The organism is Corynebacterium pseudotuberculosis, from assembly GCF_002155265.1.
In the GTDB taxonomy this organism is placed as follows: domain Bacteria; phylum Actinomycetota; class Actinomycetes; order Mycobacteriales; family Mycobacteriaceae; genus Corynebacterium; species Corynebacterium pseudotuberculosis.
In genome coordinates this window covers 1,079,835-1,106,686 of sequence record NZ_CP021251.1, presented here as the reverse complement: position 1 = coordinate 1,106,686, position 26,852 = coordinate 1,079,835, and the positions used below count along the sequence as shown (strand labels likewise).

Here is a 26,852-nt window from a genome sequence, read left to right as displayed (position 1 = left end):
AGGCCGTGAGGCTTCCCCGATCCGCTTGTGCAAAGAATATACAGATAAAGAAAAAGCCCCCGATTCAAGAACCTCAAGAGGCCCTATCGGGAGCATTATTCTTGGAAAACGCTATGGAAGAGCTACTTCAGCAGCTCGGCAACAGCCGCGCGCTCCTCTTCGAGTTCCTTCACGTTACGAGCAATGCTTTCTTTCTGGAAGTCCGAAAGCTCAAGGCCATCAACAATCTTCCATTCGCCGTCTGCAGCAATGGTTGGGAAACCAAAGATCAGTCCCTCTGGCACGCCATAGGAACCATCCGAAGGGATAGCAGCCGTACGCCATTGCCCTGCAGTCCCATTGATCCAGTCATGCATATGGTCAATTGCAGAGGAAGCAGCCGAGGCAGCCGAAGACTTCCCACGGACTTCAATAATCTCAGCGCCTCGCTTAGCAACGCGCGGAATGAATTCGTTGCGGTACCATGCGTCGTCTACCAAATCAGCCAGTTTTTCCCCACCCACAGTTGCATAGGCAATGTCCGGGAACTGACCTGCGGAGTGGTTACCCCACACAACAAAGTTCTCAATCTCGTTCTTATCACGGTCAATCTTATCCGCCAGCTGGGAGATTCCACGGTTATGATCCAAACGCATCATGGCGTTGAAACGATCAGCTGGAATGTCTTTGGCGGCGGACTGTGCAATCAGGGCATTAGTGTTGGCGGGATTTCCCACAACCAAGACGCGAATATCGTCTGCGGCATTGCGGTTCAAGGCGTCACCCTGTGGGCCAAAAATCTTACCGTTGGCAGTTAGCAGCGCAGCCCGCTCTTCGCCTTTCCCTCGTGGCTTTGCACCCACGAGGAACGCTGCGTTTGTACCGTCAAAAGCAACATCGGCGGAATCAGTCACAGTGATGTTCTTCAGAAGCGGGAAGGCCGAATCAAGCAATTCCATAGCGACGCCCTCAGCGCCACCAATTGCCTGAGGGATCTCAAGGAGCTGAAGCTCAATGGGGGTATCTTTGCCATACACATCACCATTGGCAATACGCCACAGCAAAGAATAGGCAATTTGCCCAGCAGCGCCAGTGACAGCAATTTTCTTCACAGCGTGATTCATGTGAGTTGTACTCCTTACAAATAAAGAACCGAGCTTTATTCGACGCTCACACCGCACGACTGTCCATCATGGTGGTACCAAGCAATTACTCTGCACGGCTGTGAACTACGTCAAATACCACTCTTAAGAGTAGTAGGAACGCTACTTTTTTGCCTATCAAATCACCGTTTCCCCTGGTCACTAGCACAAGACAATGATCACATGTGAATTTCAACACCTGTTCAAATTGGCTTATTTTACCCCCGAAAGTGCAGTTTTAGCCGCGATTCACCGACAACCGCGCTGGAGTATCTAAGGAGAAGGAAACCCGTAAAACATCCCAAACACCCCCAAAATGCCTGAGACGTCAGCCCCGAATAGCCTTTAACAGTGAAACCCAGCACTTTTCGACTATCTTTAGCCACGAGGGTAGTGTTTTCCTCTTGCTTCCTCTAAAAGTTTTTCGTTTTTATCTCTCATCAACCTGTGTCTGCACTGACATAGGATGAAACTCTCTATGGAGGAAACAGTTAAAAATATCACTAATTTATCTATATATTTCATATATATTTCACGAGGATGAATCAACCCACGTATCAGTCCTCAACATCATTGTTCGAGATAGGAGTACATCGTGAACGGCACTGTGGATCACATCGAGAATGCGTCGGTAGATAACACTCCAGAGGTCTCCCCGCAGGCGGTTCTCGCAATTGCTCTAGAGATGTTCTCCGAATTCGGCTTCTCAGACGCCAAGCTCGAAGCAATCGCAAAGCAATCCGGGATGTCTAAGCGAATGATCCATTATCACTTTGGTGATAAAAAGGGTCTTTATCGTAGGTGTCTGGAGGAAGCCGTACGCAGACTCAGACCTCCGGCAGAGGAAATGCAGCTAGAAACGCCGGTTCCGGTGGATGGGGTCCGCAAGGTCGTAGAGGCTGTTTTCCGAACATATGTAATGCACCCCGAGTCCATTCGCATCTTGCAGATGGAAAACCTGCACCACTTTGGCAAAATCGCGGAGGCTAGCCCGCTTTCCGATCAATCTTCTATCATGCTGCAGCTAGACAAGCTACTCATGCTGGGACAAGATGCCGGCGCATTCCGCCCTGGAATTTCTGCCCAAGATGTGTTTACCCTTATCGCCTCGCTAGCGGTCTTCCGCGTCAATTCTCGCTCCACCACCCTCAATCTCTACAGCGTGGACATGATGGATGAGGACAACACTCAAGGAATGGCGCGTCTGGCGGTCGACGCGGTTCTAGCTTTTCTTACATCAAATCTCAAGGGCTCTGATGACGTCAGCTATCTCACGTCAACGGCCCCCAGTGATTCAATCACCCGCAGCATGGAGGAAGCCTCCTACCAGGTTGACGCGGATCCATTTTCTTAAATAATCCATAGCTAAAAAGCGGTTCCACTGCCCTAGTGGAACCGCTTTTGTTTAATTTTTACGCTGTCTTTTCTTCATCAGCTTGCTCAGCCATCTGAGGAGGTTCTTCGCCTCGCACCGATGCTGCTGTCACCGTGACTACCCCCACGTCTTCCCTATCCGGGATGTCGTACATAACAGGAACCAGAAGCTCTTCCATGATGGCCCGTAGACCTCGCGCACCAGTACCGCGCTCTATCGCTAGGTCAGCAATGATCTCAAGGGCGTCATCATCAAATTCTAGGACCACATCGTCCATCTCAAAAAGCCGCTGATACTGCTTTACTAGGGAATTTTTAGGCTCTGTAAGCACCTTGACTAGGGACCGTTGGTCCAAATTCCCCACGGTGGCAACAATAGGCAATCGACCAATGAACTCCGGTATCAGTCCAAACTTAACCAGGTCTTCTGGCAAGACTTCTTTGAACACGTCGATCTGGTCAATATCTTCTTTGGACGTCAACTCGGCGCCAAAACCAATGCCCTTTTTACCGCGGCGTTCCTCGATAACCTTTTCCAGCCCGGCAAAGGCTCCTGCGACGATAAACAAAATATTTGAGGTATCCAGCTGGATAAAGTCCTGATTGGGATGCTTACGCCCACCTTGAGGGGGAATAGAAGCCACTGTTCCCTCTAGGATCTTGAGCAATGCTTGCTGGACGCCTTCACCGGACACGTCGCGTGTAATGGACGGATTGTCCGACTTCCGAGAAATCTTATCTACCTCATCAACATAGATAATTCCCCGCTGCGCACGCTGTACATCAAATTCTGCTGCCTGAAGCAGCTTCAAAAGGATATTCTCTACGTCTTCACCAACATAACCAGCCTCTGTCAGCGACGTAGCATCTGCGATGGCAAAGGGAACGTCGAGAAGCCTAGCCAGGGTTTGGGCAAGATACGTTTTTCCTGAGCCTGTGGGCCCAAGCATCAAAATGTTGGACTTTTGTAGTTCGGTCTCATCGTCTTTGTTCTTGCGGGAGCTCAGAACGCGGGACTCTTCAGCGCGCACTCGTTTGTAGTGGTTATAAACTGCCACAGACAAGATCCGCTTAGCGTCATCTTGCCCAATCACATACTTATCAAGGAACGCGGAAATCTCCGAAGGACGCGGTAGCTTGCTGCCTTCTTCTCGCTTCTCCTCAGCAGCAGTTCTGAGCTCTTCCTCGATGATCTCATTGCATAGTTCGATACACTCATCGCAGATATAAACTCCGCCACCCGCGATCAGCTTCTTCACCTGCTTTTGGCTCTTCCCACAGAAGGAGCATTTGAGCAGGTCAGCGCTTTCTTGCATACGTGTCATGGTGAGGTTGAAGCTCTCAATTCTTCCCAGCCGTCAGCGGCCTAACGGATTAGTAATCGACTGTCCTTCACTTTAGCGGGTGCGTCAAACTAACGGCCCATACGCGCCCAGCGCCTACTATCTCAAGGCACAAGACAATCCACCGTAGCAGAATTATCCTTTAGTTTTCTCCGATTAGGGACTGTTGCTGGCCAGCCAGCATGCTGCGAAATTGTTCTAGACGTTGAGCGTCACACGGCAGTGGCTCACCATCGAGTTCACTCACCCGAGAAATTCCGTGTAACGCATTGACAACCCATAGTTCCACGCCATCTAGCGCCGCGCGGTCATACGTTTTCTGAGTCACTCGATAACCCAGATCCTGGGCAATTTTTCGGACCGCGTGCTCGGTCACTGAGGCCAGGCGCTCTGTCCCCATGGACACAAGCTCATTGTTTTTCCATGCCAAGAGAGCCGCAGTTGTCGTCTCATGTATTCCCCGTGGGGAAACAAGCAAGGCGTCATCAGTAGACACTGTATTTTTGATTTTTATTAGCTCTGCCAGATCGGGTCCCTTGAGCGTCGGATGCTGTATCTGCCCGCGCTGCAGTATAACGGTGGTTAGCGTCGTAGCTTCACGACGCCTCGGGGCAGGCCGGAACCTCACGTACATTTTTCCGCCAGGGAGGCTCTCCAGGCGCGGGAACCACTTCCCGTGTAAAGGAAGCTCTCGCTTCACAGCAGCCAAAAACCTATCGATCTCTTCTTCTTCCGCTGTCTGCAGAGCTAAACAGCTTGATCGGAATCTCCGGCAATGGGAGTCGAACCCCCGAACGTGGCCGTCGACAAGCAAAAAGGAATCCACCACAGTCGGCGGAGCTGTTTGGAGCGCTGGCCGTAGCCGTGTGCCATCGTGTTCCAGAAGCTCTTCGTGGGGAAAATTCTGCTCGACGAGGCTCAGCAAAGGCGCAGATTTTGTTGCTATCTCATCCCATTCTGCGTCTGCAGAAGATAGCGCGATGACGGCTCCGCCCACCCCATAGCTAAGTCGCTGCTTTTGCACCACTGCAGTGCGTATGGTCATCGCCAGATCCATGCTCCCATCCACGGTAATAAAACCGATCGCCCCGGAATAGACCCCGCGGGGGTGTCCCTCTAGCTTTGCGATGATCTCCATCGTCCGATACTTAGGAGCACCCGTCATCGATCCACCGGGGAAGGCCGCACGAATCACCTCCGCGGGGGTCACAGAAGGTTTCAATTTTCCGCTAATTGTGGAGACCAATTGATGTGCCCTGGCAAAAGTTTTTACTTGGCATAGTTCATCTACCCGTACGCTGCCAGGCTCACACACATGCGCAAGGTCATTGCGTACCAGGTCCACGATCATGAGGTTTTCTGCTCGGTCCTTCTTATTTGTGGCCAAGTCTTGCCGCATTTCTGCGTCTTTTTCCGGGTCTTGATACCGCGCGCGAGTACCTTTGATGGGCTCTGAAGATACGATCCCTTGGCTAATTTTTAAAAACCGTTCCGGCGATGAGCTCACCACGTGGGTACCATCCAAGACAAGCAAGGAGCGCATGGGAGCCGGGGCAATCTCGGTGAGGCGTTTGTATGCGGCGGGGGCATCAAAATCGCCATCGCTTTCTGCTTCTAGCTGGGTGGTCAGACATACCTCATAGGTTGAGCCTTGGCCAATGAGGTCGTGGATCTTGGCGATGCTCTGAAGATACTTCCTTCGCGATTCCCTCACGTGTAGCCGGCCTACCGCAGCTGAATCGAATTTCCCCACGGGGGCAGCGGCTCGTATCCGCGTCATCACGGCATTACGCCATTCTACGAGCGCCCGGACCCCGGCATCGTGTTGCGGCACGAGTGCGACCAATTGCATACGCCCTTGCTCAATCACCACAATCCGCTCGGCAAAAAACATTTTTATTGATTCACCGGAGGCAGGAACCTGAGCCTGGGATTGAGGGCCAAAATCAGAATGGTTTGCCTCATAGCCTAAATAACCAAACCAACCGGGTAGCGCCAAGGGGGTAACGCCATTGTTAGGCTCGATGCTCACCTGAGGGTATGAGTCCATGCTCTGAGCAATGTCTTCAAGACCGCTGATCGTTTCTCCACTGGTATAGGGCGCGATGATGCTCTTCCCCTCAAATTCCATCAGCGCGCCTTGTCCTCCGAGGGCCACAAAGATATCGACCGGCTCCACCTCTTCGGGAGCAGCTAACTCATAGACCGCAACAGACTGAGTTTGGGCAACACGGACATTCTCTTGGCCTTGCGTGTGCGCCCGTCTTCCCCGGGGTTCTTGCGTATGCTGCGCCGCTATGGCCAAAAAGTTGCCAATGAGCTGCTCGCCATGCTCGCTGCCTATAGACTCTGGATGGAATTGCACCCCCCACCATGGTTTTGTCTTATGTTCTAGGGCCATTACAAGCCCCTCAGCATTCCTAGCGGTAACCCTCATACACCTGGGAACTTCTGTGACCATGAGAGAGTGATAGCGCACCACAGTGAAAGAATCCGCGATTCCCTCCCATAGAGGATCCTCTGAAGTCACGCAGATTACGTCTTCCCTGCCGTGAACTGGCTCGGGTGCTTTGTCCACTCTTCCGCCCTCGACATAAGCCATCGCCTGCATGCCAAGGCATATGCCAAGCACTGGCACTTCCGCGTGCTCTAACACCGCAGCGGAGATTCCCAAGTCTGAAGGGATGGTAGGACTGCCAGGACCCGGGGAAATGACAACTGCGTCAAAGGCATCAAGGGAAGCGCTACTCTGCTTGAGGACTCGGCGGGGATCAAGGGGGGCGTCGTTACGCATAACCGTGACCTCAGCCCCGCAACGAGCAAGGTAGTCCACGATGTTGTACGTAAAAGAATCGTAATTATCGATGACTAAAACGTGGAGAGCTGTCCCCTCGGGCTCGCCGCTAGCTTTTCGACGTCCCCTCGCATCCCAAGCAGGTGTAATCACTCTCTCGATTATGGCAAAGTCCCCGCAACACCAATAATTTAGGGCGTTGCGGGGACTTTTTCAAAGCTAGAATGCGTTAGCCGTTTAGTTTGCGATAATCAAAAACCTGATCAATGATTCCGTATTCAACAGCTTCCTGAGCAGTGAGAATCTTATCGCGATCAGTATCAATGCGAACTTGCTCAGGCGTACGGCCAGTGTGGCGAGATAGCGTCTGCTCCATCAGAGTACGCATACGCTCGATTTCTTTAGCCTGGATCTCCAGATCTGAGACCTGCCCTTGAGTCCCTTGGGTAGCGGGCTGGTGAATCAGCACACGAGAGTTAGGCAGGCAGGCACGCTTACCGGGCGCGCCCGCAGCAAGCAACACCGCTGCTGCCGACGCCGCCTGGCCCAAGCAGACAGTACGCACATCAGGACGCACGTATTGCATGGTGTCATAAATAGCCATCAAAGAGGTGAAAGACCCACCCGGGGAGTTGATGTACATTGTGATGTCCCGGTCGGGGTCTAGCCCCTCCAGCACCAGAAGCTGAGCCATGATGTCATTAGCAGAGGTATCATCCACCTGGGTACCCAAGAAGATAATGCGCTCTTCAAAGAGCTTGGCGTAAGGATTAGTCTCTTTTGTGCCATAGGTGGAGTGCTCGATAAACGAAGGCAGCACGTAGCGAGCAGAGGGCATCTGCATTCCTGAAGTAGTCATTTATATTCTCCTGCCTTAGTTAGAAAGCGGACCTTGTGCGGACGCAATCACGTGATCAACGATGCCATATTCTTTAGCCTGCGCAGCAGTAAACCAACGGTCACGATCAGAGTCCTTGGTAATCTGCTCAAAAGTCTGACCAGTGTGCTCTGCAATAAGCTCAGCCATCTCACGCTTAGTCTGCGCAAACTGTTCAGCCTGGATAGCAATATCAGCGGCGGTTCCACCTACGCCCGCCGAAGGCTGGTGCATCATAATACGTGCGTGAGGAAGCGCATAACGCTTCCCTTTTGTGCCTCCGGAAAGCAAGAACTGCCCCATGGAAGCAGCTAGCCCCATGCCGTACGTAGCGATATCGCACGGCGAGTACTTCATTGTGTCATAAATAGCCATACCAGCTGTCACAGAACCACCTGGCGAATTAATGTACAGGGAAATATCGCGGTTTGGGTCCTCAGCTGATAGCAACAAGATCTGCGCGCAGAGCTTATTCGCAATCTCATCATCTACCTGCGTTCCAAGGAAGATAATCCGCTCACGCAAAAGGCGCTCATACACGGAATCACTCAGGTTCAGGCCAGTGCTGCCCTGAGCCATGCGGATCTGGTCACTCATTCCAGTACTCCTTACAGATTTTTATTTTTAGCCAGCCACGTGACTATCGAATGCAACCCACGTTACCTGCCTATTAGTCCCCCCATGGCACCTGTTCGCTCACAGCGTAGGACAAACTAACAACCAGGGACAGTATCCGATCTAGAGACAGCACAAAAGACCTCAACGAGTACTGAATGACTCATTGAGGTCTTTATGTTTAAGAGCTTATTACTTAGCCTCGTCCTCGGAAGCCTCTGCCTCTTCTTCACCGAAGTATTGAGATGGATCAACCACGTTGCCATCCTCATCCTTAACGGAGACGCGGCAGATAGCGGCTGCCAAAGCCTTGCCACGGCGAACATCGGAGAACAAGTTAGCGATTTGGCCGGTCTGCTGTAGCTGTGCAACAAACTGATTTGGATCCATACCATAGCTCTGCGCGGTGAAGAGGATATGGTCAGTTAGCTCCTGCTGAGACACCTCAGGTGTTTCCTGCTCTGCAAGTGCATCGAGGAACAGCTGGGTGCGAACTGCCTCTTCAGAGTTCTTGCGGTTCTCTGCATCAAAGTCTTCACGAGTAGTTCCCTGAGCCTCAAGAGCAGCATTCAAAGCAGCTTCATCGTGAGCGAGCTGACCAAGCAGCTGGTGCAGCTGGGCTTCAACCTGCTCATTAACAACGCCCTCCGGAAGCTCGAATGTGGACTCTGCAAGAGCCACCTTCAAAACCTCATCGCGGATAGCGGTTGCCTGTGCGGCCTTTGCTTTTTCCTCAACCTGAGCAGTGACGGACTCGCGGAGTTCCTCAACCGTGTCAAACTCGGAAGCCATCTGCACAAATTCTTCATCAACCTCAGGAAGCTTGCGTTCCTTGGTCTGCTGAACAGTTACGGTAACGGTTGCCTCTTTACCAGCGTATTCACCAGCTTGAAGAGTTGTGGTGAACTCTGCAGACTCACCGGTCTTCAGGCCACGGAGAGCGGTATCAAGACCATCGATCAGATCGCCGGCACCAACCTGGTAAGACATGCCCTCGGTTACTGCCTCTTCAATTGCCTCACCGTCAACAGAAGCGGCAAGATCAATGGTGGCAAAATCGTTGGTCTTCAGCTTGCGCTTGGTGTCTTTCAACTCACCAAAACGCTCACGCAAGCGATCGATCTCAGCATCAACGGCTTCTTCATCGACCTTTAGCGCAGGAACCTCTACGTTGAATTCAGCGAAGTCTGGGACCGTGATTTCCGGACGGATATCAACCTCAGCGGTGAACTCGACAACGTCGTTGTCTTCAATCTTGGTGATATCAATGGCAGGCTGACCCAAGACCACGAGCTCGTTCTCTTCACAGGCCTGCTGGTAACGAGCAGGGAGCATATCGTTTACAACCTGCTCCAGGACTGGCCCACGGCCAATGCGTGCGTCGATAAGCTGGCGCGGTGCTTTGCCACGGCGGAAGCCTGGAATGTTGATTTGCTGAGCCAACGCCTTGTAGGCCTGATCGATCTCAGACTTCAGCTCCTCGAAAGGAACCTCAACGTTGAGCTTGACGCGGGTGTCGCTCAGCTTTTCGACGGAACTCTTCACGAGTCATTCTCCTGATCGTTGGGTACTTAATAAATTTAAAAAATCCCTCCACCCTTACCAAGTGGAGGGATCTACGTCGGGACGACAGGATTTGAACCTGCGACCCCCTGCTCCCAAAGCAGGTGCGCTACCAAACTGCGCCACGTCCCGTTGTCGAACTTTCAAACAAACGCGCACACAATACAAACATGACATACGAGTTCCTCGCACCAAGTTCGTACTTGCAGTGTACAAGCTGCCCCTAAAAAATTACGCCATAGAATCGTTTTTCCCAAAACAGCAGGTCAGGACACATAAAAAAGAAAGTCTAGCCATGCTATTAGAACACCCCACACACCCCAACATGTTCCACCCCTCCCCCGCCACACAACGCCAACCCAGACGCCACAAGCATCACGCAGAAAAAACCGGCGACCTTGATTCAAGGCCACCGGTTTAAAAAAGTGGAGGGAATGACGGGAATCGAACCCGCGTCTTCAGCTTGGAAGGCTGAGGTATTAGCCACTATACGACATTCCCTTTGGCGTTTGTATTGCATCGAACGCTGTGCGCATAACAGTAGCGGACTTTCGCGATAAGAACAAAACTGCAGCATTTCCTGCGACTTTTACCCAATAAATAACTACCTTCATACCCCTTACACTTCTGGCATAACCAAGCTTTTCCGCATAATTTCTCTGAAATTTTCACCTCTATAGAAGCTTAAAATCTCACACAAAACCAAAGGCAAAACCCGATAACCTGCACAAAAAGACACATTATTGATTAGTGAGTTATTATGTTTTTTATGCAACCGAAGATCATCGACGCAGATACCGGCCGCGAATTGTGGACCGCAAATGACTGCGCAGAGTTCTCGGGCACGGCTCGAGGCACATTTACGAGTTATGCAGGTCGAGGACGTGCCCCTTCCCCCGTAGCTAAACATCATGGTCTAACCCTGTGGGATTCCGAAGCAGTCAAAGAATGGGTCAACGCTCGCAATGCAGTAAAGGATCCAGAGCCTGAAGACCCCGTCACCGACAAATAAAATCACGTCATACAGAGCTTCTCCCACCTCATTCCTCAGCCCTACCACCATAAAGGTTAGGCTGAGGAACTTTTATTTCTTTGAAACGTTGTTAGGTGTAGTTAACGTCCCCAATTTTCCACGGAGGCATTCACAATGATTGCGTTATTACTTGTCGTCCTTGTTGTCGGCGGTGCGATCTTCTTCTTGAGCCGAGGCAACAAAAGCAACCAACAGATCGAGTCGGACAATCTCCAAGACTCAATCGCAGAGGCTCGCCGTTGGATCGAACGGCTGGGATCACAAGTGCTCACCATTTCAGGTACCGACGCAGCCTCCACACAGGCCATTGCTGATGCCTCGGAACGCTACAATGCAGCATCATCCCAAATCAGTACGGCCACTACTGTGCGCCAAGCCGAGCTAGCACGCGAGTCTGCGTTAGAAGGCTTGCACTATGTGAATGCTGCTCGCGAGATCATGGGGTTACCCGCTGGTCCTGAGCTGCCGCCTCTAGAGGGCCAGCGTCAAGCAGGTAAGGTTACGGAAAACCGGACCATCGAATTCGAGGGACAGCAGATCACAGCTTCGCCTCAAGCCACCCCCGATACTCCGAATTACTATCCGGGTGGAATGGTCGCCGGTCGGCCAGTTCCCGCCGGCTGGTACTCCGAGCCTTGGTGGGCCGGTGCCTTGCGCACTGGCTTGTGGACCGCAGGATCCGCTTTTCTCTTTAGCTCACTGTTCAACGGTATGTCCGGCGTCGGGTACAGCGCTAATGCCTTTGAATCCGGCTTTGATAAGGGTTATGCAGAAGGCCTAGCAGCCAACGGAGGCGGAGACGCAGGAGGAGATTCCGGCGATGACGGCGGATTCTTTGATGGTTTTTTCGGTGGCGACGGTGATGGCGGCGGATTTGACTTTGATTTCTAAGCCCTAAAAGTCCCCAAGATTCTTGATACAAGTGCCCACGCTTCTCGCATGCGTGGGCACTTTATTTGTGCGTAAACTCTTGTTGTCTACGGTCGTGCATACGGCGCTGGATTGCGTCGCGGACGTAAGGTTGCGTTAGGCAAAGTAGGGGCCTCAATCCGGGCCAGCCCTTGCGAGTTGATTCCTTCTCCCGCATCGTTTGTCCCGCCGTGCCCCTGATACCCAGTAACCTTGCCAAATCGGTCTGTATGAGCCTGCCACTCTTGTCGGGCTTTACGGATGTCCTCGGTTGATCGCCCTACAAAGTTCCACCACATGACGATTTCTTCCGCGAACGGCTGCCCACCAATGAGCAGCACCCTGCCGTCGCTATCGCTTTGGTTGGTTATCACGATGTGATCTGCACCTACCCCCACGTAAGCAAGCGCCGCATGAGGAATGGAAACGCCTTCTACTGCGATCATGCCGGCGTCGACAAGCACCCCATGCTCAAAAGTCGAATCTAGGGCTAGGGTGAGGGAGGAATTCTTCCGGATACATATTTCTGCCCCTACCAGTGGCGTAAACGTTTTTACCGGGCTTTTCGCACCACAGAGCTCGCCAAGAAAGACTATTGCCTGGCCCTCTTCCAGCTCTATGGGGTCGGGTGCATAATGCTCGAAGGAACGGGGTGCTGTCTCGCGTACCGATTCCGGCAGGGCAACCCAGAGTTGCACGCCGTGGAGAGTACCTGTGGTTGCCGTGGAAACCTCCGAATGGCAAATTCCAGCACCGGAAGTCATCAAATTAACTTCTCCGGGACGCACTATGCCTACGTTGCTTCCAGAGTCGCGGTGTTCTATTTCCCCACGAAACAGCCAGCTGACTGTCTGCAAACCGCTATGAGGGTGCGGTGCCACATCCATGCCACCAGTTTGAGAAACATCATCTGGACCATAGTGATCTACAAAGCACCAGGCTCCGATCAGCGTTCGTTTCTTCTGAGGCAGCGTTCGACGCACAGTCATCGCACGCAGTCCACCAAGGGGAACCTCCCGGGCAGTAATTATTTCCACCGGCACTCGTCTGGTCTGACTGCCGCTCTTTATGTCTTCCATATTCCTCTCCCTCCGATACGCGTACTAATAAATCCCCGGTATCACTGCCCCATAAAGAGGTATCGGATATCAGGGATCATTAGTTTTTAGTCAATAGCCGTAGTGCTGTTTAAAAAATTAGGCTTCTGGAATCGCTGGTGCGATTCCCGTGCGTTCATATTCAGAAAGAATATCGATGCGCCGCTGGTGGCGTTCCTCTTTACTCCATTCCTGCTGGATAAAGGCGTCAACAATCTGCAGTGCTTCTTCTTCGGAATGCATCCGGCCACCCAAACCGATCAGCTGAGCATTATTGTGCTCACGAGCTAACCGGGCGGTTTCTACCGACCATGCCAACGCACAGCGAGCGCCTTTTACTTTGTTCGCTGCGATTTGCTCGCCGTTGCCCGAGCCTCCCAAGACAATGCCAAGCGAACCGGGATCATTGACCACACGGCTAGCAGCCTCAATGCAATACGCCGGGTAGTCATCCTGGGCGTCATAGGTGTGTGCACCGCAATCGATAACCTCATGTCCCTTGGTCTTGAGGTGCTCCGCGATGATGTTCTTCATATCGAACCCTGCATGGTCCGCTCCGAGGTAAACGCGCATAGTTTCAAAGTGTATAGCATCGTGCCTTATTAGGAATGGAAACAAATCGCTTCAATGACTACGGGACTAGTCAAAACGAGGATTCTCGGTCCTCGATCGCTTTAGTTCAAAGAAATAAGGGTAGGAACCTAGCGCGATGGAGGCGTCGAAAAGCTTTCCGGCTTCTTCTCCACGAGGAACTCTGGTGATAACCGGGCCAAAGAACGCGGTCTCGCCCAGTTTGATTACTGGTGTTCCTACATCGTTACCCACTAATTCCATGGCTCCGTGATGGTATTCACGCAGTTTCTTATCCCAGGTTTCCGTGTTAGCAACCTCTGCCAATGCAGGGTCTAAACCAACCTCAGACACTGCAGCCTTGATAATCGCATCATAGGCTCCAAATCCTGTCTTGCCTCCTTGCCCGTTATTATGAATCTCAGTTCCCATGGCTGTATAGAGTTCATCAAGCTTCTCTGGATATTGTGCGGCCACTGCTGCAAACACACGCGCTGGACCCCAGTTTGCCTTCATCTTCTCTTTATAGTCTTCCGGTAGTTCTTCCCGACCTTCATTGAGAACAGAAAGACTCATAGGTACCCATTCAACTTGGATATCACGCACCTGTTCTACCTCTTTGATCCACCGAGAGGTCACCCAGCAAAAAGGGCAGCTCACGTCAAACCAGAATGTCACTTGTTCGGTCATAGGAGTCTCCTTCATTTTATGTTGCTAGTTGTTCGTCCAACGCGCTTTCGGGGTACTTCCCAGGTTTCGCCGCCCAGTTTCTCCCAGGTACCCAGCGCTGCTCTTTTCAACGTCTTCTCCCGGGCAATCATTCCGCGCCACACATGCAGCTCTGCCCTGTGTACGCTCTGTGCAAAAAGATTTTCCCGATAATCGGTTGTGCTGTAGCACGCAGTTGTAAAGTAAAACCACAGATCAAACGCACTACCCCACGTAATTTTCTGCCTAGTTCTCTGGCCGGCCTAGTCCTCTGACTGGTCCTAGCTCCCCACCCTAAAGGAGATTTCCAACCCCATGTCTTCTATTAATCTCACGCAAGCAGAAGCCGAGCAGCGTTCCCGCATCCTTGATGTGCATCATTACGCTATCGCTCTTGACTTAACCCAAGGAGACAAAGAGTTTCCTTCTACTACCACGGTGTCTTTCACAGTAAAGGAAGCCGGAGATACCTTTATTGATCTACGAGCCGCATCCGTCGCAGAAGTGCTTCTCGACGGCGTAGACATCACCTCAACCGCAGTCTCACTCACATCTGCCGGCTACGACGAGAACCAGGGGCTCGCCTTACGAGGGCTAACTCCAGGACAGCATTCCCTCTCAGTGACGGCTTCATGCCTATATTCACATACCGGTCAGGGACTTCACCGTTTTATTGATCCCGAAGACCAACGCGTCTACCTGTACACGCAATGTGAAACAGCTGACGCCAAACGCATATTTGCGTGCTTTGACCAGCCAGATCTCAAGGCAACCTACGCTTTTACTATCACGGCGCCCAAAGCCTGGAAAGTAATCACAAATGCTTATGCAGAGGTAACAGCCGTTGGGGATAAGGCCATTCATACGTCACACGTGGATTACAAGCTCTCCACGTATCTCGTCGCATTGTGCGCCGGCGATTATCATGAGGTCTCAGACACCTGGTCTGGCGCACTGACGCATCACCCGGAGACCCCCGCAGACCAACCCACAACACTAGACATTCCGATGTCTATCTACTGCAGGAAATCGCTGGCACCTCATCTGGATGCGGACACCTTATTCAGGGAAACCAAGCAAGGATTCACTTTCTACCATGAGAACTTTGGCATGGCGTACCCATTTCACAAGTACGACCAGATCTTTGTCCCCGAGTTCAATATGGGCGCCATGGAGAACGCAGGTGCGGTGACATTCCGCGATGAATATGTTTTTTCTTCTAAAGTCACCGCATACCGTTATGAACGCCGCTGCGATACAGTCCTGCACGAGATGGCGCACATGTGGTTTGGCGACCTTGTCACTATGAAATGGTGGGGTGACCTCTGGCTCAATGAATCCTTTGCCACATGGGCCGCCGCAATTTCCCAAGCCGAGGCAACGGAATACTCCACAGCATGGGTCACGTTTGCCAACGTAGAAAAATCATGGGCTTATCACCAAGACCAACTCCCATCCACCCATCCGATCACAGCCGATGCCTCTGATATTGAAACCGTTGAACAAAACTTTGACGGCATTACTTACGCCAAAGGTTCTTCGGTGCTCAAACAGCTGCAAGCTTTTGTGGGGCGAGAAGCCTTCCTAGCAGGAGTTCGCAAGCACTTTGCCAACCATGCGTTTGCTAATGCAACTTTTGATGATCTTCTGAAGGCCTTTGAAGAGGCCTCCGGCCGCGATCTCTCACAATGGGCCGATCAATGGCTAAAAACTACTGGTATTAACAAGCTTTCCCCTGTTTTTACTGTTACAGATGGCGTTTATTCCGAGTTTGCTGTCCAGCAAAGCGGAGCAGCACCCGGCGCGGGAGAGCTGCGTACGCACAGGATTGCCGTGGGACTTTATTCGCTTGTTCACGGCAGTGTGGAGAGAACCCATCGATTTGAGATTGACATTGACGGCGCATACACACCGGTACCAGACGCTCTCGGCCTGGAACAGGCTGACCTCATACTGGTCAACGACGATGACCTCACTTATTGTTTGATGCAGCTGGATCCACACTCGTTGGACTTTATTATCCACAACATCGACAAAATCTCTGATCCTATGGCGCGTACTCTCTGCTGGTCAGCTGCATGGGAAATGACAAGAGATGGAAAGATGCGCGCTCGCGACTTTGTCACGCTTGTAGCACGAGGCGCCCAGTTTGAAACTGAAATCGCGGTGCTGGAACGCATTCTTAGTCAGGCAGCAAAGGCCGTACGCTCGTACGTCGACACTGCGTGGGCAGACAATACTGGACACGCTATGCTTGCCAATGCCCTTCTAGAAGGCGCTTATAACGCACAACCTGGCTCAGATGCCCAGTTGGCTTTTGTTCAAGCTCTGGCAAAAATACGCATCACCAAAGACGCCGCTACTGAGTTTGCTGCAATCGTATCGGGTGATTCTTCACTCCCCGGTCTCACAGTAGATTCTGATCTGCGCTGGTGGGCACTCACAGCGCTCATCGCCCACGGAGATATCACGGGGGTGGCAGTACGCGAGAGCGTGGAGAAGCTACGCAGTATGGATCACTCCTCTGCCAGCGAGCTTGCGGCATTGCGAGCATACGCAGCACAACCGGATGCAAAGGCTAAGGAAGAGGTCTTTGCAGAAGTCACCGATACAAAGAACACCCTTTCTAATCTCTTCTTGCGCCATAAGCTTGAGGGATTGACTTTCGCAGGATCTGGCCCCTACCTCACGCAATTTAACTCCGCGATTTTCGCATTAGCGGAAAAGATCTGGGCCGAGATGTCTTCTGAAGTCGCGCTAGCCACACTTTCCGGAATCTATCCTCACTGGGACGTTTCCGCGCAGGGAGTAGAAAACGCCCGTGAGTTCCTTAGCAAGCAGTCTCTACCGGCCGGTGTTCGTCGGGTGATTTCTGAAGGAATGTCTGAGCAGGAGCGTGCCTTGCAACTACGTGAGGCGGATGCGCACTAGTTCTGCTTTCTCGCTGCTGCAAGCAGTCACTTGTTTCTTCTTGCAGCAGCGAGCTCTCTTCGCGGCCTTGCACATTCCATGCAAAGCCTCCCCTTGCAAAGCTTGACTGCACAGCACGCTGCTACGGTGGGCAAGGATGACAACCTTTAGCGCTACAGAACAAACCGAGACAGTCTCCTCCTGGTTAGGATCCATAAATACCCAAGAATGGCTGGTAGAAAGGCCTATCCAAATCGGGGTTACTATCCTTATCGGGCTCATCGCAAACTGGCTTCTACGAAAATCAATTACCAAAGCGGCCCAAATAAATATCAATAAAAAGCCCACAAAAATTTCTTCAGTGCTACCACTGCGAGGAAAAGCCAATAACAAAACGTCCGAGGCGCTCAGCGCAACGCAGGCAATCCCGTATGCTCACGCTCGCGGCGGTAGGACGATCTGCCGTCTCTGTTGTGATTTGGGTGTGGGTAGGACTAGCAGTCCTCACCTACCTAGGCGTCAATGTCACCCCGGTCGTAGCATCGGCAGGTGTGGTCGGCGTGGCTCTCGGCTTTGGCGCGCAATCCCTGGTCAAGGACTTTTTATCCGGCATTTTTATGCTCATTGAAGACCAATACGGCGTCGGCGACACCATCGATGTGGGAGACGTCGTGGGGACTGTCGAGGACGTCAGCCTGCGTCTCACGACCTTACGCGATATTCATGGCACCCAGTGGTTTGCTCGCAACGGTGAGATCCTGAGAATCGGTAATTTTAGCCAAGATTACGCCGTTGCGCTTATCAATATTCCTATTGCATTAGACGAAAACGCTAGCGACGCCATCAACGCGGTGACTGATGCAGTAAATGCTGCGGCCCAAGAACCAGCTATTAATGACGTCCTCCTCGACTCTCCTACCGTCGATGGCGTAAATTCCATTGGGCTCGACCACATGCTGATCCGCGCCAGAGTAACAACCCTCCCCGATCAACAATGGTATGTGACCCGAGAATTAACGGCACGAATCCTCACTGCTCTCCAGCAAAATAATATTGATACGCCTTATCCCGAAGGCATTGCAGCTTCTCGACGCGCCTCCGATTAACTCCTCCTCAGAAACGAAAGCTATGTCCACTCCCCAGTCCTTTTATGACGCCGTAGGCGGCGAAGCCACATTCCGCGCATTCGTCCACCGCTTCTACGAGCTTGTTCGCACTGATGACATCTTGGGCCCCATGTACCCACACGACGATTGGGAAGGCGCCGAAGACCGACTCCGTTGGTTCCTTGTCCAATATTGGGGAGGCCCACAAACCTTCTCAGAGAATCGTGGGCACCCACGTCTTCGTATGCGCCATGCGCACTTTCCTATTGATCAAGCCGCCGCAGACCGCTGGCTATTGCTCATGGAATCCGCATTGGACAGTCTCGACGCAGAGACTTTGCCCGCACCTTATCGCGCTGCACTTTGGGATCATATGCAACGCGTAGCCGATATGCTCATCAATCGTGTTCCTTAGGTAGTTGTCCTATGTTGTGGCTTCTCCTTGGTATCGCCGCCGGTGCGGTTATCCCTGTCCAAACGCTTGTTAATACCCGACTCAGCGCATACACGGGCACGCCTTTTTCCTCCTCGATGATCTCCTTTTGTGTGGGAACACTGACTCTTGCAACAGCGCTCATAGCTGCTACGGGGCAACTCCCCAGCTTGTCAGCGGCTTATGACGCCCCCGCGTGGATCTGGATAGGAGGGTTCTTAGGAGTTATCGCCCTTACCGCGAATATTTTTATGTTCCCCCGGCTCGGAGCGGTTCAGACTGTAGTCTTACCTATTTCCGGGCAGATCTTCATGGGATTGGTCATCGACCACTGGGGATTATTCGATGCCCAACAAAACCCGATTACGGTGCTCCGAGTGGTCGGGGCGCTTCTGGTCTTCGCCGGAGTAGTTGCCACCGTGGGGAAACCACAAAGATCTGCGGACCAATCTGTAAGCCTTATTCATTGGCTCTGGCGGCTAGCCGGTATCTCTTTTGGCATGCTTACCGCCATGCAGTCTGCTATCAACGGCAGGCTGGGATCGGTGCTTAACTCAGCAGCAACGGCAGCACTCGTGTCTTTTGCTGTCGGGGCGACAATTCTTATCGTGCTCAATATCGTTTTACGGTGGCGCCCACGAGTGCCGCGCCCTGGTTCTTCTCATCCCTGGTGGATGTGGTTCGGGGGAAGCCTCGGCGCATTGTTTATTTTTGCTAACGCGGCGCTAGTGCCAAAAATCGGGACGGGTCTTACTGTGGTCGCGGCATTACTCGGGATGATGATCTCAAGCATTGCGATTGAACGCATCCGTGGTGGGAAAACCGAGGTTCGGCAGATCCTAGGGGTCACTGCAATGCTTGCTGGGATCATAGTGATCCGGTTGCTTTAGCGCCTACAGCAGCAGGGAAAGCCCTGTTGACTCGTAGACCGTTCCATAGGGGGCATCAACACGCACCCACCGTCCAGCGCTGGATACTCGGAGATATCTTGGTATGTGCGCTGGCGCGGTAGCTTGCGGAATAAAACCTAGAGAAGTGCAAGCAAATATCATTCTCATCGAAATATCTACGGATTTCTCCGCGCTAGATACCACCATGACTTTTTGGTCTAGCAGACTCGCGGGTGGCCCCATCGGGCCGGAGAATTGTCGAGCCAAAGAACGCCCTTTTTCCGCAAGATCGCTGGCAATGCCAACGGGGATTTCGTCGATAAGCTTAAATCCCGTCGCCGGAGGAAGAGAACCCGCCCACGAGGCATCGTGTGGCTTCCCCTCTCCCCGCTCCAGCAGGTCAGTAGCCAGGATAACCGCGCCGTCTCTCGACGCTTTCCCTTTAACTCTCCGCGATGCGACCACGTTAAAAGGGGTAGTCACATACACATTTACGTAGTCTTCCACCTGTTGCAGCCGCGCATAAGCATGTCGGTTTAATCCAACAGCACGCTGCAACAGGCTCGTTATTCCGGTCGCAGGACCTTCATGAATAGTAAGACTCTCGTTCACTGTATTTAACGCGCCGATTCTGCGATCTTGGTGAGGATCTTCAACTCATGGGCCTCAATCTCACGCGGACGCGCAGTCTTAAGATCCACTGCAACCTGCACGGCAAGCACAACTGCGCACACGTGTCCCTCACAGTCTTTCAAGCTCTGACGAGTGGTAAAAGACGTAGTTCCGATCTGAACTATGGAAGTTTCCACCTCAACCTCAGTTGTGCTGGGCATGATGGGACGCAAGTAGTCCACTTCAATTCGGCGAACAAATACTGCAGGAATATCGTGCCCTTGTACTAAAAATTCATCATTTGCCCACTTGGTGCGAGCCTCTTGAGCCAGATCAACGTAAGCCGAATTTGTGACATGACCAAAACGATCAAAGTCTGTCCATCGAACGGGAACCGTAGTTGTGTGGACTTGCTGAGTGGATTCTTCCGCCATGCTCTACTTTCTCAAAGTTTTCTATCAGATTAAAACACACACCAGCTTTTCATCGGTGTGCGATATTCCACAATATTAGCCTCGCCGCGTGCATTATGCGCAGTGATGCCCCTCAGGCACTGCTGACCGGGTTTTCCGATCAGCCATCAGGCGCCGAGGGGCATCAGCTAGCGCAGGGCGCTAGCAACAACCGTTGTCGCTGTGACTAACGAGTCAGTTTACGGTGTGTGACTCGAGAAGGACGTGCTGCATCAGCACCGAGACGTTCAACTTTGTTCTTCTCATAATCCTCAAAGTTGCCTTCAAACCAGAACCACTGGCCCTCTTCTACGTTGCCTTCCCAGGCAAGGATGTGAGTACACGTGCGATCCAGGAACCACCGGTCGTGGGAAATCACCACGGCGCAGCCGGGGAACTTCTGCAGAGCATTTTCCAAGGAACCCAAGGTTTCCACATCAAGGTCGTTGGTTGGCTCGTCGAGAAGGATCAGGTTGCCGCCTTGCTTCAGCGTCAAAGCAAGATTTAGTCGGTTACGCTCACCGCCGGAGAGCACCTTTGAGGGCTTTTGCTGGTCGGGACCTTTAAAGCCAAAGGCCGACAAATATGCACGTGAGGGCATCTCGTTCTGACCAACGTGGATGTAATCAAGCCCGTCAGAAACAACTTCCCACACGGTCTTTTCTGGATCGATGTTCTCACGGTTCTGGTCGACGTAGCTGAGCTTGACGGTTTGGCCGACCTTCACTTCACCAGAATCTGGGTTTTCTAGCCCAACGATGGTCTTGAACAGCGTCGACTTACCCACGCCGTTGGGGCCAATCACGCCAACAATACCGTTGCGAGGAAGAGTAAAGGAGAGGTCTTTAATCAGCACGCGCCCGTCAAAGCCTTTATCCAGGTGCGAGACCTCCACGACTTGGTTGCCCAGACGCGGCGGGGTAGGAATCTGAATTTCTTCAAAATCGAGCTTCTTGTACTGCTCGGCCTCTGCAGCCATTTCCTCATAACGCTGCAAACGCGCCTTGTTCTTAGCCTGACGAGCTTTAGCTCCCGAACGCACCCACGCGAGCTCTTCCTTCAGCCGCTTCTGCAGCTTCTGATCCTTCTTACCAGCAACTTCTAGTCGCTGAGCCTTAGTCTCCAGGTAGGTAGAGTAGTTGCCCTCGTAAGGGTAAAGCTTTCCGCGATCAACCTCGCAGATCCAACCCGCAACATGGTCCAGGAAGTAACGGTCGTGGGTAACCGCCAGAACAGCACCCTTATAATCTGCAAGGTGCTTTTCCAGCCATAACACGGATTCCGCATCCAGGTGGTTAGTGGGCTCGTCGAGAAGCAAAAGATCAGGCTCAGAAAGCAACAATTTAGCCAGTGCTACTCGACGACGCTCGCCTCCTGAGAGATGCGTAACCGGATCGTCTGACGGCGGGCAGCGCAGTGCCTCAAGCGCCTGGTCGATCTTAGAATCGATCTCCCAAGCATCGGCAGCATCCAGTTCTTCCTGGAGTTTGCCCATCTCATCCATCAGCTCATCGGTATAGTTAGTCGCCATTTCCTCGGCGATCTGCTCGAAGCGCTGTTTCTTTTCAAAAATCTCGCCGAGGCCTTCCTCAACGTTTCCACGAACGGTCTTTTCCTCGTTCAGTGGCGGCTCTTGAAGAAGAATGCCCACGGTAGCGCCGGGATCAAGGAATGCTTCGCCGTTGGACGGCTGGTCAAGTCCAGCCATGATCTTGAGGATCGAAGACTTACCAGCGCCGTTCGGGCCCACAACACCAATCTTGGCGCCTGGGTAAAAAGCCATGGTGACATTGTCCAAAATGAGCTTGTCACCGATAGCCTTGCGCACGTTTTTCATCGTGTAGATGAATTCGCCCACAGTGATATTCCCCTTATAAATGTTGAAATAGGTTTCAGTCACGTCAAAGGGTACATCACTCTTCCTATAAATTCGCCCCGCTATGAGTTCTCCTAACCTAAAAGAGGTTTTATTTTCTCGCAGTGTTCACTCGGTTAGCTCGCCAACTTGCTTTCTTCCTCAGTAAATAACAAAGAAAAAGACAAGATCTTAAAATGGCGGGTTATGAGAGCTAGGTGTCGCTGCACCAACCAATTCGTCGGAGCTTTTAACCGCATCGTCTCCATTCAAATAATCACTCGCCCTTGAATAATCCTGATCCGGGATAAAGGGCGGTTTATTCGCATTATCCGGGGCCGATAACCCAGGCACGTGGTGAATATCCTCTACAGTCGATTTACGTGAAGACACAACATAACGATTTAGTTCAAGCCCCACGTAGTTAGCTTTGAGAACTATCTTTGATGCGAGTTTTCCCGTTATGGCATCACTCCATTCTTGCGTCACCAAATAACCAGAACAGATCACGGGACGTCCGCGTTCTAAAGACATGCGAGCATTGACGCCTAACTGCCCCCAGCATTCCACGTCAATGTAGTTGTGGTCAGTGTCAACCCACTGGGATTCTCCCCCAGAATCCTCATTGTGCACGGCATTCTTACGCATTCTTCGGCTTGCAGCAATACGAAATTTGCAGACTCCACCACTACTAAATTGCACAAATGTGGGGTCGTTGGTGAGGTTTCCTACTATGGTGCTTTGAATATGCATGGTGATAGTTCCATTCTTTGAGCTAATCGGTATTAGTTGCCCCACGCAGATCCGCGTTATTTCACAGAGCTTTGCGACGCAACGCAGGAGTTAAACGTGCCCCCTGCTCTATTGAATCTTGCGTATTTTTCTTGGCAACAAGCACCCCTACCCCTGATCACAGGCCTTTCTGTGGACAAACCCCAGTCCGAATAAAAACTATCCACAGAAAATCCCTGCCATAGAAGGCACCCCTTGACACCATGCACTGATTAATCCTCATCCCGCCTCCTCTTAACGCATCTAAAACGTCACCCGCCACCAGCAGTTTCTAATAGTGACCTATCTGTTTAATAATTTTTATAAAAATAAGACACATTTTGCGGTAAGCTTTTGTCAATGGATTTTTGATTCTGCTTCGGATTACCCCCGGGCCGCTACCCCGCTCGTCGACACGCTCATTCCTGCCGGAGAGCGCCCTAAGCTCTAAGAATCCGGCGTTGAGTCGAGGGTTTGTTTGAGATTGCGCCCCAAAGGAATGGTGATCGTATGGCCCGTATCGTACAGAGTTCTCCCCACCCCACTAGCTTGCTAGAAGCTGAGAATTCCATAGCCGCTCAGGGGTGGAGACCGTTCCTGCACAGTAATGTGATGTTCTCCGAAACGCCTACCGGCGTGGAGTTCCACAATGACTTCCGCCGGTTTTCCGTCGATGGCCCCGGAGCATACAAAGCCTTCCGCGCCGCAGCACCGCTCTTTGAAGGCGACGTGCCTTTTTCCGATGCCCTTGAATATCTCAGCACCACTGGAGCTCAGACCATCACGTTATTCGAGTCCGAGCTGCACCGACATGACATGCTCACGCGGTTAGCTCCGGAAACACCTTCCGTTGCGCAATATAAGTGGGGAGGACCTTTAGATGGAATTTTAAGGCTCCTCGCAAACTACACACCCACCCCCATTGCCGTTTTGGAGCGGATTAGCCACACGCCTTTTGTTGTCCACTGCGATCATGAGGAAAGCGCCCAACTTATCAAAGACAGCCTGGAAGAAAACGGCTGCTCTATGGTGCAGTGTTCGGGGCTTTCTCCAGATACTTCACGTATGCGTCCCTTGCTCTCACTGAGTTGGAATGAAGCTAGGTATGCCACAGCCGAGACAAAGGCTGAGACAAAGGCTGACTACGCCACTTCCATCATTGTCCGTAGAGCTGGCAACGGATTAGTCATCACGTCACATACCACTGAGGAGGCAGCGACGGCTGCGCGGGTGTTGGAGGTGCTGGCCACCGAAAAAGAAAGTTCTGAGGCCCCAGAAGCCCTTATCCGTATGGCCGGAATCATCGCGGCTTTTGAGGCTTTCAAGATCGTTTCCCGCGTGATGCCAGCTACTCTCACGCAGGCAATAGTCCGAATCGACCTTTCCACCGGCGAAGTAAGCCAACACCAACTAGGACGGCAGCACGATCATAGCGATTCCCCTCTCTTTTCCCTTGTAGATCCACTTTTAGGTTTCGCTCCGAAGTTCCTCGATGACGATTTAACTCAGATGCCCCTACGCCTATCTCAAGTGTCCGCGACCGGTCCGGACCAACGACGTTGGATTATCACCGGATGGGCGCTAGACACACTGGAGGCTGCGCGTGAACGGGTAGTCGAAGAAGCCACTGCCCGCGTCCTGCTTTCCCAACGCCCATCGCAGACTATGCCCGACGTCGCTTTAAAGCAGCCAACTGGGCTGCCAGCGCCAGCTGCCATAGGAAGTTCCCAAGCAGAAGCCATGAAACGCGCTCTCCCCTGCGCAGCCGCTTATTGGGCTTTTCAGTCTGCGGTACAAGGTAGCTCGGCGGTTGTTCCGTTTAGTGCAAGTCCTGAGGCCTTAGCCTGCATATCGGATTCTCAAGAGCTTTATGGCGCAGCTACCTCTACTTTCTTAGAGCTCACACCGCTGTGGGATTGTTCTGTAGTAGTTCTCCAATGCGATGATCCTACTCTGAGCGTTGTGGCAGCAGGAGACTCTGCGGAGGAAGCCGCCGTGTCTGCCGCCTATGGGCACCTCGCGCTTGCACAGCTTCACGCAGACAAACACTGTCCACCGCATGACAACTGGTCGCATGAGCTCCCGCCGTTAGAGCCGAAAGAATCGGGATTACCCGATCGCGAGTCAGAACCGGTGGCTGAGCTTTTAACGGATCCTCGCCTCTCTGCTGCCGGATTAACCGCAGTGACGTTATACCCACGCAGGTGGCTCGATACTGTCCCGTGCGCCGTCAACCCGGCCGTTAATCGGCCTCTTATCTCATGACTCCGCGCGTCGCATATCTACACTGCCCGGCGCGCATCCTGCCCCCGCGACATGAGCAGTGGGTAGCGATCCCCCCTGACGTATGCAGGAGCTGTTTTACCGAGTGGGTAAGCCGCACTGAAGATGCTGCACACTGGGTTAACGAGTCTAAGGTTCCGGCCTTTATCAGACGGTGGTTATCTGAGTGCTTGCAATATCGCGGGCATCCCCGAGGAGGCTGGAGGGTCGCAGCTACTGATGCTCAGTGCCTTGGCAGCTCCACGGTGTTTATTCCGCCAAACCCATGCTGCGCTAAGCACCACACCTGGGTTGATAGCGCAAACCTTTCTGATCTCACAGGGCCGGTGCTGGCACCATGCGGGGTGGGACCTAATACCGCGGTTCAGCGCCCTGGAATAGTTGTTTCTCGTGGTACTGTGCCGGCCTTAGGCCCTCGACCGGCCTTCCACTGGAGTGGTCAGGCACCAACTATTTCTGAGAGCCGAAAGCTGGCTCTCTTTGAGGCTGTCGAGCGAGCATCAGCATGCCAAAGAACTGGGAAGCCAAGAGACTTCGGCACTCGTGTTCCGCGTGTTCCTGCGGCTGACTTTGGAGTAGAAAATACCCGGTGGAACCGTTCTTATGGTCGCTGTAAAGATTGGACAGAGGCAACTCGTCTGGGAGACGCAACTGAGTGGTCAATTCCCACAGACATGGTGTTTTTCTGGTCTGACTCAAAAACTCGTTTTTGCTTTGATTCCTCCAACGGGGCTGCGGTAGGACCCACTTGGGAGGACGCGGTTATGTCCGGGTTATTGGAGGTTATTGAACGTGACGCGGTTCTAGCTGTATGGCACGGTTCTATGTCCGTTCCAGAGATTGACATTGGATCTATCAACGATCGTACTTATCGGGCAATGCTGCGGAATCTTCACAGACAAGGGCTGGCTATCCGCGCGTTTTATTGTCCGCTCAGCGTGGGAGTTCCCAGCGTTATTGCAGTGTGTACTGACGCCGCACGCACTTTCCTTTGCGTAGGGGCAGCGGCTGCGCCCGACCCGAATGTCGCACTGCGCAAAGCGCTGAGGGAGGTCATGGCGGATTATCCGCAGTCGCGTTTGCTAGCTGCTACGCAGATAACGGATGCCGCCGCAGCGCGTGCGGATGGTTCCGGGGCAGCTCACCGTTTAAGCGTGACTGCCTCCGAGCTCATCCATGCCGCCGCTTTCTTACTGCTTCCTCGAAAAGAACTAGTCCGGGTCTCCGATATCCCGGGACAACCACAGTTGTCTCTCAAAGAGTTAGTCGGATGTCTCAATGCTCATGGATTCCATGGCTATGTTGTTGATCTCACCGAGAGCTACCACCAAATGGTGGGGCTCACAGCTGTCAAGGTCATTGTTCCGGGTCTTCTGCCGCTGGAATATATCGGACAACTTACTCGGGCTTTGCATATGCCGCGATTGAAACAACAGATGACATGTTTTCGTGCTTTGGGTCTAACCTCTTCCAGCGCGAATCCCCGCCTCAATGTAGTTCCGCATCCGCTCCCCTAATGCTTCGATGAAAGGTCGT

At 52.5% G+C, this 26,852-nt stretch carries 21 protein-coding genes, 2 tRNA genes and 1 pseudogene; 9 read left to right on the top strand and 15 right to left on the bottom strand.

All coding sequences use genetic code 11. The annotated features are described in order from the left end of the window. Positions 1-122: 122 nt before the first annotated feature. Positions 123-1,103 carry a malate dehydrogenase gene (locus tag CpATCC19410_RS05195; RefSeq protein ID WP_013242455.1) on the bottom strand — a complete coding sequence of 327 codons (981 nt, stop codon included), beginning with the start codon at positions 1,101-1,103 and terminating at the stop codon, positions 123-125. A 613-nt stretch (positions 1,104-1,716) separates the two neighbouring features. Here CpATCC19410_RS05195 and CpATCC19410_RS05190 point away from each other — a divergent pair. Then, positions 1,717-2,475: a TetR/AcrR family transcriptional regulator gene (locus tag CpATCC19410_RS05190; protein WP_013242456.1), complete on the top strand. Its 759-nt coding sequence runs from the start codon at positions 1,717-1,719 to the stop codon at positions 2,473-2,475. Between the two features lie 58 nt (positions 2,476-2,533). On the opposite strand, the gene clpX is transcribed toward CpATCC19410_RS05190, so the two are convergent. The 7 genes from clpX to CpATCC19410_RS05155 form a co-directional block, all read right to left on the bottom strand. Then, on the bottom strand, positions 2,534-3,820 hold the full coding sequence (gene clpX, locus CpATCC19410_RS05185) for an ATP-dependent Clp protease ATP-binding subunit ClpX (protein WP_014401328.1): 1,287 nt from the start codon (positions 3,818-3,820) through the stop codon (positions 2,534-2,536). Between the two features lie 160 nt (positions 3,821-3,980). Next, positions 3,981-6,785, bottom strand: a complete 2,805-nt coding sequence (pabB, locus tag CpATCC19410_RS05180; protein ID WP_014522456.1) for an aminodeoxychorismate synthase component I — start codon at positions 6,783-6,785, stop codon at positions 3,981-3,983. A 76-nt stretch (positions 6,786-6,861) separates the two neighbouring features. Beyond that, positions 6,862-7,491, bottom strand: coding sequence for an ATP-dependent Clp protease proteolytic subunit (locus CpATCC19410_RS05175; protein ID WP_013242459.1), 630 nt, complete (start codon positions 7,489-7,491; stop codon positions 6,862-6,864). Positions 7,492-7,506: 15 nt separating this feature from the next. Then, positions 7,507-8,106 (bottom strand): ATP-dependent Clp protease proteolytic subunit, encoded by a 600-nt coding sequence (locus CpATCC19410_RS05170; RefSeq protein WP_013242460.1) that lies wholly within the window; start codon positions 8,104-8,106, stop codon positions 7,507-7,509. Between the two features lie 210 nt (positions 8,107-8,316). Next, positions 8,317-9,669 carry a trigger factor gene (gene tig / locus CpATCC19410_RS05165; protein WP_013242461.1) on the bottom strand — a complete coding sequence of 451 codons (1,353 nt, stop codon included), beginning with the start codon at positions 9,667-9,669 and terminating at the stop codon, positions 8,317-8,319. A 76-nt stretch (positions 9,670-9,745) separates the two neighbouring features. Continuing rightward, positions 9,746-9,819 (bottom strand) — tRNA-Pro (locus tag CpATCC19410_RS05160). Between the two features lie 294 nt (positions 9,820-10,113). Further along, positions 10,114-10,188 (bottom strand) — tRNA-Gly (locus CpATCC19410_RS05155). Between the two features lie 268 nt (positions 10,189-10,456). Between CpATCC19410_RS05155 and CpATCC19410_RS05150 the strand changes: the two genes are divergently transcribed. Beyond that, positions 10,457-10,699 (top strand): helix-turn-helix transcriptional regulator, encoded by a 243-nt coding sequence (locus tag CpATCC19410_RS05150; RefSeq protein WP_014300878.1) that lies wholly within the window; start codon positions 10,457-10,459, stop codon positions 10,697-10,699. Between the two features lie 135 nt (positions 10,700-10,834). After that, a complete protein-coding gene (locus tag CpATCC19410_RS05145; protein ID WP_013242463.1) occupies positions 10,835-11,611 on the top strand; it encodes a hypothetical protein in 777 nt (258 codons plus the stop codon). A gap of 86 nt (positions 11,612-11,697) precedes the next feature. Here the strand turns inward: CpATCC19410_RS05145 and CpATCC19410_RS05140 are convergent, their stop codons facing one another. The 3 genes from CpATCC19410_RS05140 to CpATCC19410_RS05130 all read right to left on the bottom strand — a co-directional run bounded on the left by CpATCC19410_RS05140 (position 11,698) and on the right by CpATCC19410_RS05130 (position 13,986). Then, positions 11,698-12,708 carry a pirin family protein gene (locus tag CpATCC19410_RS05140; RefSeq protein ID WP_013242464.1) on the bottom strand — a complete coding sequence of 337 codons (1,011 nt, stop codon included), beginning with the start codon at positions 12,706-12,708 and terminating at the stop codon, positions 11,698-11,700. A 117-nt stretch (positions 12,709-12,825) separates the two neighbouring features. Continuing rightward, positions 12,826-13,299: a ribose-5-phosphate isomerase gene (locus CpATCC19410_RS05135; protein WP_013242465.1), complete on the bottom strand. Its 474-nt coding sequence runs from the start codon at positions 13,297-13,299 to the stop codon at positions 12,826-12,828. Between the two features lie 66 nt (positions 13,300-13,365). Continuing rightward, positions 13,366-13,986 carry a mycothiol-dependent nitroreductase Rv2466c family protein gene (locus tag CpATCC19410_RS05130; RefSeq protein WP_014367467.1) on the bottom strand — a complete coding sequence of 207 codons (621 nt, stop codon included), beginning with the start codon at positions 13,984-13,986 and terminating at the stop codon, positions 13,366-13,368. Between the two features lie 333 nt (positions 13,987-14,319). Between CpATCC19410_RS05130 and pepN the strand changes: the two genes are divergently transcribed. The 4 genes and pseudogenes from pepN to CpATCC19410_RS05110 all read left to right on the top strand — a co-directional run bounded on the left by pepN (position 14,320) and on the right by CpATCC19410_RS05110 (position 19,343). Next, on the top strand, positions 14,320-16,935 hold the full coding sequence (pepN, locus tag CpATCC19410_RS05125) for an aminopeptidase N (RefSeq protein WP_014401331.1): 2,616 nt from the start codon (positions 14,320-14,322) through the stop codon (positions 16,933-16,935). Positions 16,936-17,071: 136 nt separating this feature from the next. Beyond that, positions 17,072-18,020, top strand: a pseudogene (locus CpATCC19410_RS05120) (mechanosensitive ion channel family protein). 22 nt (positions 18,021-18,042) lie between these two features. Continuing rightward, on the top strand, positions 18,043-18,435 hold the full coding sequence (locus CpATCC19410_RS05115) for a globin (protein WP_013242471.1): 393 nt from the start codon (positions 18,043-18,045) through the stop codon (positions 18,433-18,435). Between the two features lie 11 nt (positions 18,436-18,446). Continuing rightward, a complete protein-coding gene (locus CpATCC19410_RS05110; protein ID WP_013242472.1) occupies positions 18,447-19,343 on the top strand; it encodes a DMT family transporter in 897 nt (298 codons plus the stop codon). Between the two features lie 3 nt (positions 19,344-19,346). Here the strand turns inward: CpATCC19410_RS05110 and CpATCC19410_RS05105 are convergent, their stop codons facing one another. From CpATCC19410_RS05105 to CpATCC19410_RS05090, 4 genes are all read right to left on the bottom strand, one after another. Continuing rightward, positions 19,347-19,955 (bottom strand): DUF8185 domain-containing protein, encoded by a 609-nt coding sequence (locus tag CpATCC19410_RS05105; RefSeq protein ID WP_013242473.1) that lies wholly within the window; start codon positions 19,953-19,955, stop codon positions 19,347-19,349. Between the two features lie 5 nt (positions 19,956-19,960). Further along, positions 19,961-20,389, bottom strand: coding sequence for an acyl-CoA thioesterase (locus tag CpATCC19410_RS05100; RefSeq protein WP_013242474.1), 429 nt, complete (start codon positions 20,387-20,389; stop codon positions 19,961-19,963). 205 nt (positions 20,390-20,594) lie between these two features. Beyond that, complete coding sequence (gene ettA, locus CpATCC19410_RS05095; RefSeq protein ID WP_014522869.1) at positions 20,595-22,265, bottom strand: energy-dependent translational throttle protein EttA; 1,671 nt, start codon at positions 22,263-22,265, stop codon at positions 20,595-20,597. Positions 22,266-22,454: 189 nt separating this feature from the next. Next, on the bottom strand, positions 22,455-23,015 hold the full coding sequence (locus tag CpATCC19410_RS05090; protein ID WP_013242476.1) for a single-stranded DNA-binding protein: 561 nt from the start codon (positions 23,013-23,015) through the stop codon (positions 22,455-22,457). A gap of 528 nt (positions 23,016-23,543) precedes the next feature. Here CpATCC19410_RS05090 and CpATCC19410_RS05085 point away from each other — a divergent pair. Next, positions 23,544-25,298, top strand: a complete 1,755-nt coding sequence (locus CpATCC19410_RS05085) for a hypothetical protein (protein ID WP_014300886.1) — start codon at positions 23,544-23,546, stop codon at positions 25,296-25,298. After that, positions 25,295-26,833, top strand: a complete 1,539-nt coding sequence (locus CpATCC19410_RS05080; protein WP_013242479.1) for a YcaO-like family protein — start codon at positions 25,295-25,297, stop codon at positions 26,831-26,833. Before CpATCC19410_RS05085 ends, CpATCC19410_RS05080 begins: the two co-directional genes overlap by 4 nt. Positions 26,834-26,852 lie beyond the last annotated feature (19 nt).

Bases quoted from the DNA above. Each gene is read 5' to 3' on its own strand.
- CpATCC19410_RS05130 (WP_014367467.1), bottom strand. From the start codon at position 13,986: ATGACCGAACAAGTGACATTCTGGTTTGACGTGAGCTGCCCTTTTTGC.
- CpATCC19410_RS05135 (WP_013242465.1), bottom strand. From the start codon at position 13,299: ATGCGCGTTTACCTCGGAGCGGACCATGCAGGGTTCGATATGAAGAAC.
- CpATCC19410_RS05170 (WP_013242460.1), bottom strand. From the start codon at position 8,106: ATGAGTGACCAGATCCGCATGGCTCAGGGCAGCACTGGCCTGAACCTG.
- CpATCC19410_RS05090 (WP_013242476.1), bottom strand. From the start codon at position 23,015: ATGCATATTCAAAGCACCATAGTAGGAAACCTCACCAACGACCCCACA.
- CpATCC19410_RS05195 (WP_013242455.1), bottom strand. From the start codon at position 1,103: ATGAATCACGCTGTGAAGAAAATTGCTGTCACTGGCGCTGCTGGGCAA.
- CpATCC19410_RS05140 (WP_013242464.1), bottom strand. From the start codon at position 12,708: ATGGAAGACATAAAGAGCGGCAGTCAGACCAGACGAGTGCCGGTGGAA.
- CpATCC19410_RS05175 (WP_013242459.1), bottom strand. From the start codon at position 7,491: ATGACTACTTCAGGAATGCAGATGCCCTCTGCTCGCTACGTGCTGCCT.
- CpATCC19410_RS05150 (WP_014300878.1), top strand. From the start codon at position 10,457: ATGCAACCGAAGATCATCGACGCAGATACCGGCCGCGAATTGTGGACC.
- clpX (WP_014401328.1), bottom strand. From the start codon at position 3,820: ATGACACGTATGCAAGAAAGCGCTGACCTGCTCAAATGCTCCTTCTGT.
- CpATCC19410_RS05115 (WP_013242471.1), top strand. From the start codon at position 18,043: ATGTCCACTCCCCAGTCCTTTTATGACGCCGTAGGCGGCGAAGCCACA.
- CpATCC19410_RS05085 (WP_014300886.1), top strand. From the start codon at position 23,544: ATGGCCCGTATCGTACAGAGTTCTCCCCACCCCACTAGCTTGCTAGAA.
- pepN (WP_014401331.1), top strand. From the start codon at position 14,320: ATGTCTTCTATTAATCTCACGCAAGCAGAAGCCGAGCAGCGTTCCCGC.
- CpATCC19410_RS05080 (WP_013242479.1), top strand. From the start codon at position 25,295: ATGACTCCGCGCGTCGCATATCTACACTGCCCGGCGCGCATCCTGCCC.
- CpATCC19410_RS05100 (WP_013242474.1), bottom strand. From the start codon at position 20,389: ATGGCGGAAGAATCCACTCAGCAAGTCCACACAACTACGGTTCCCGTT.
- CpATCC19410_RS05145 (WP_013242463.1), top strand. From the start codon at position 10,835: ATGATTGCGTTATTACTTGTCGTCCTTGTTGTCGGCGGTGCGATCTTC.
- CpATCC19410_RS05110 (WP_013242472.1), top strand. From the start codon at position 18,447: ATGTTGTGGCTTCTCCTTGGTATCGCCGCCGGTGCGGTTATCCCTGTC.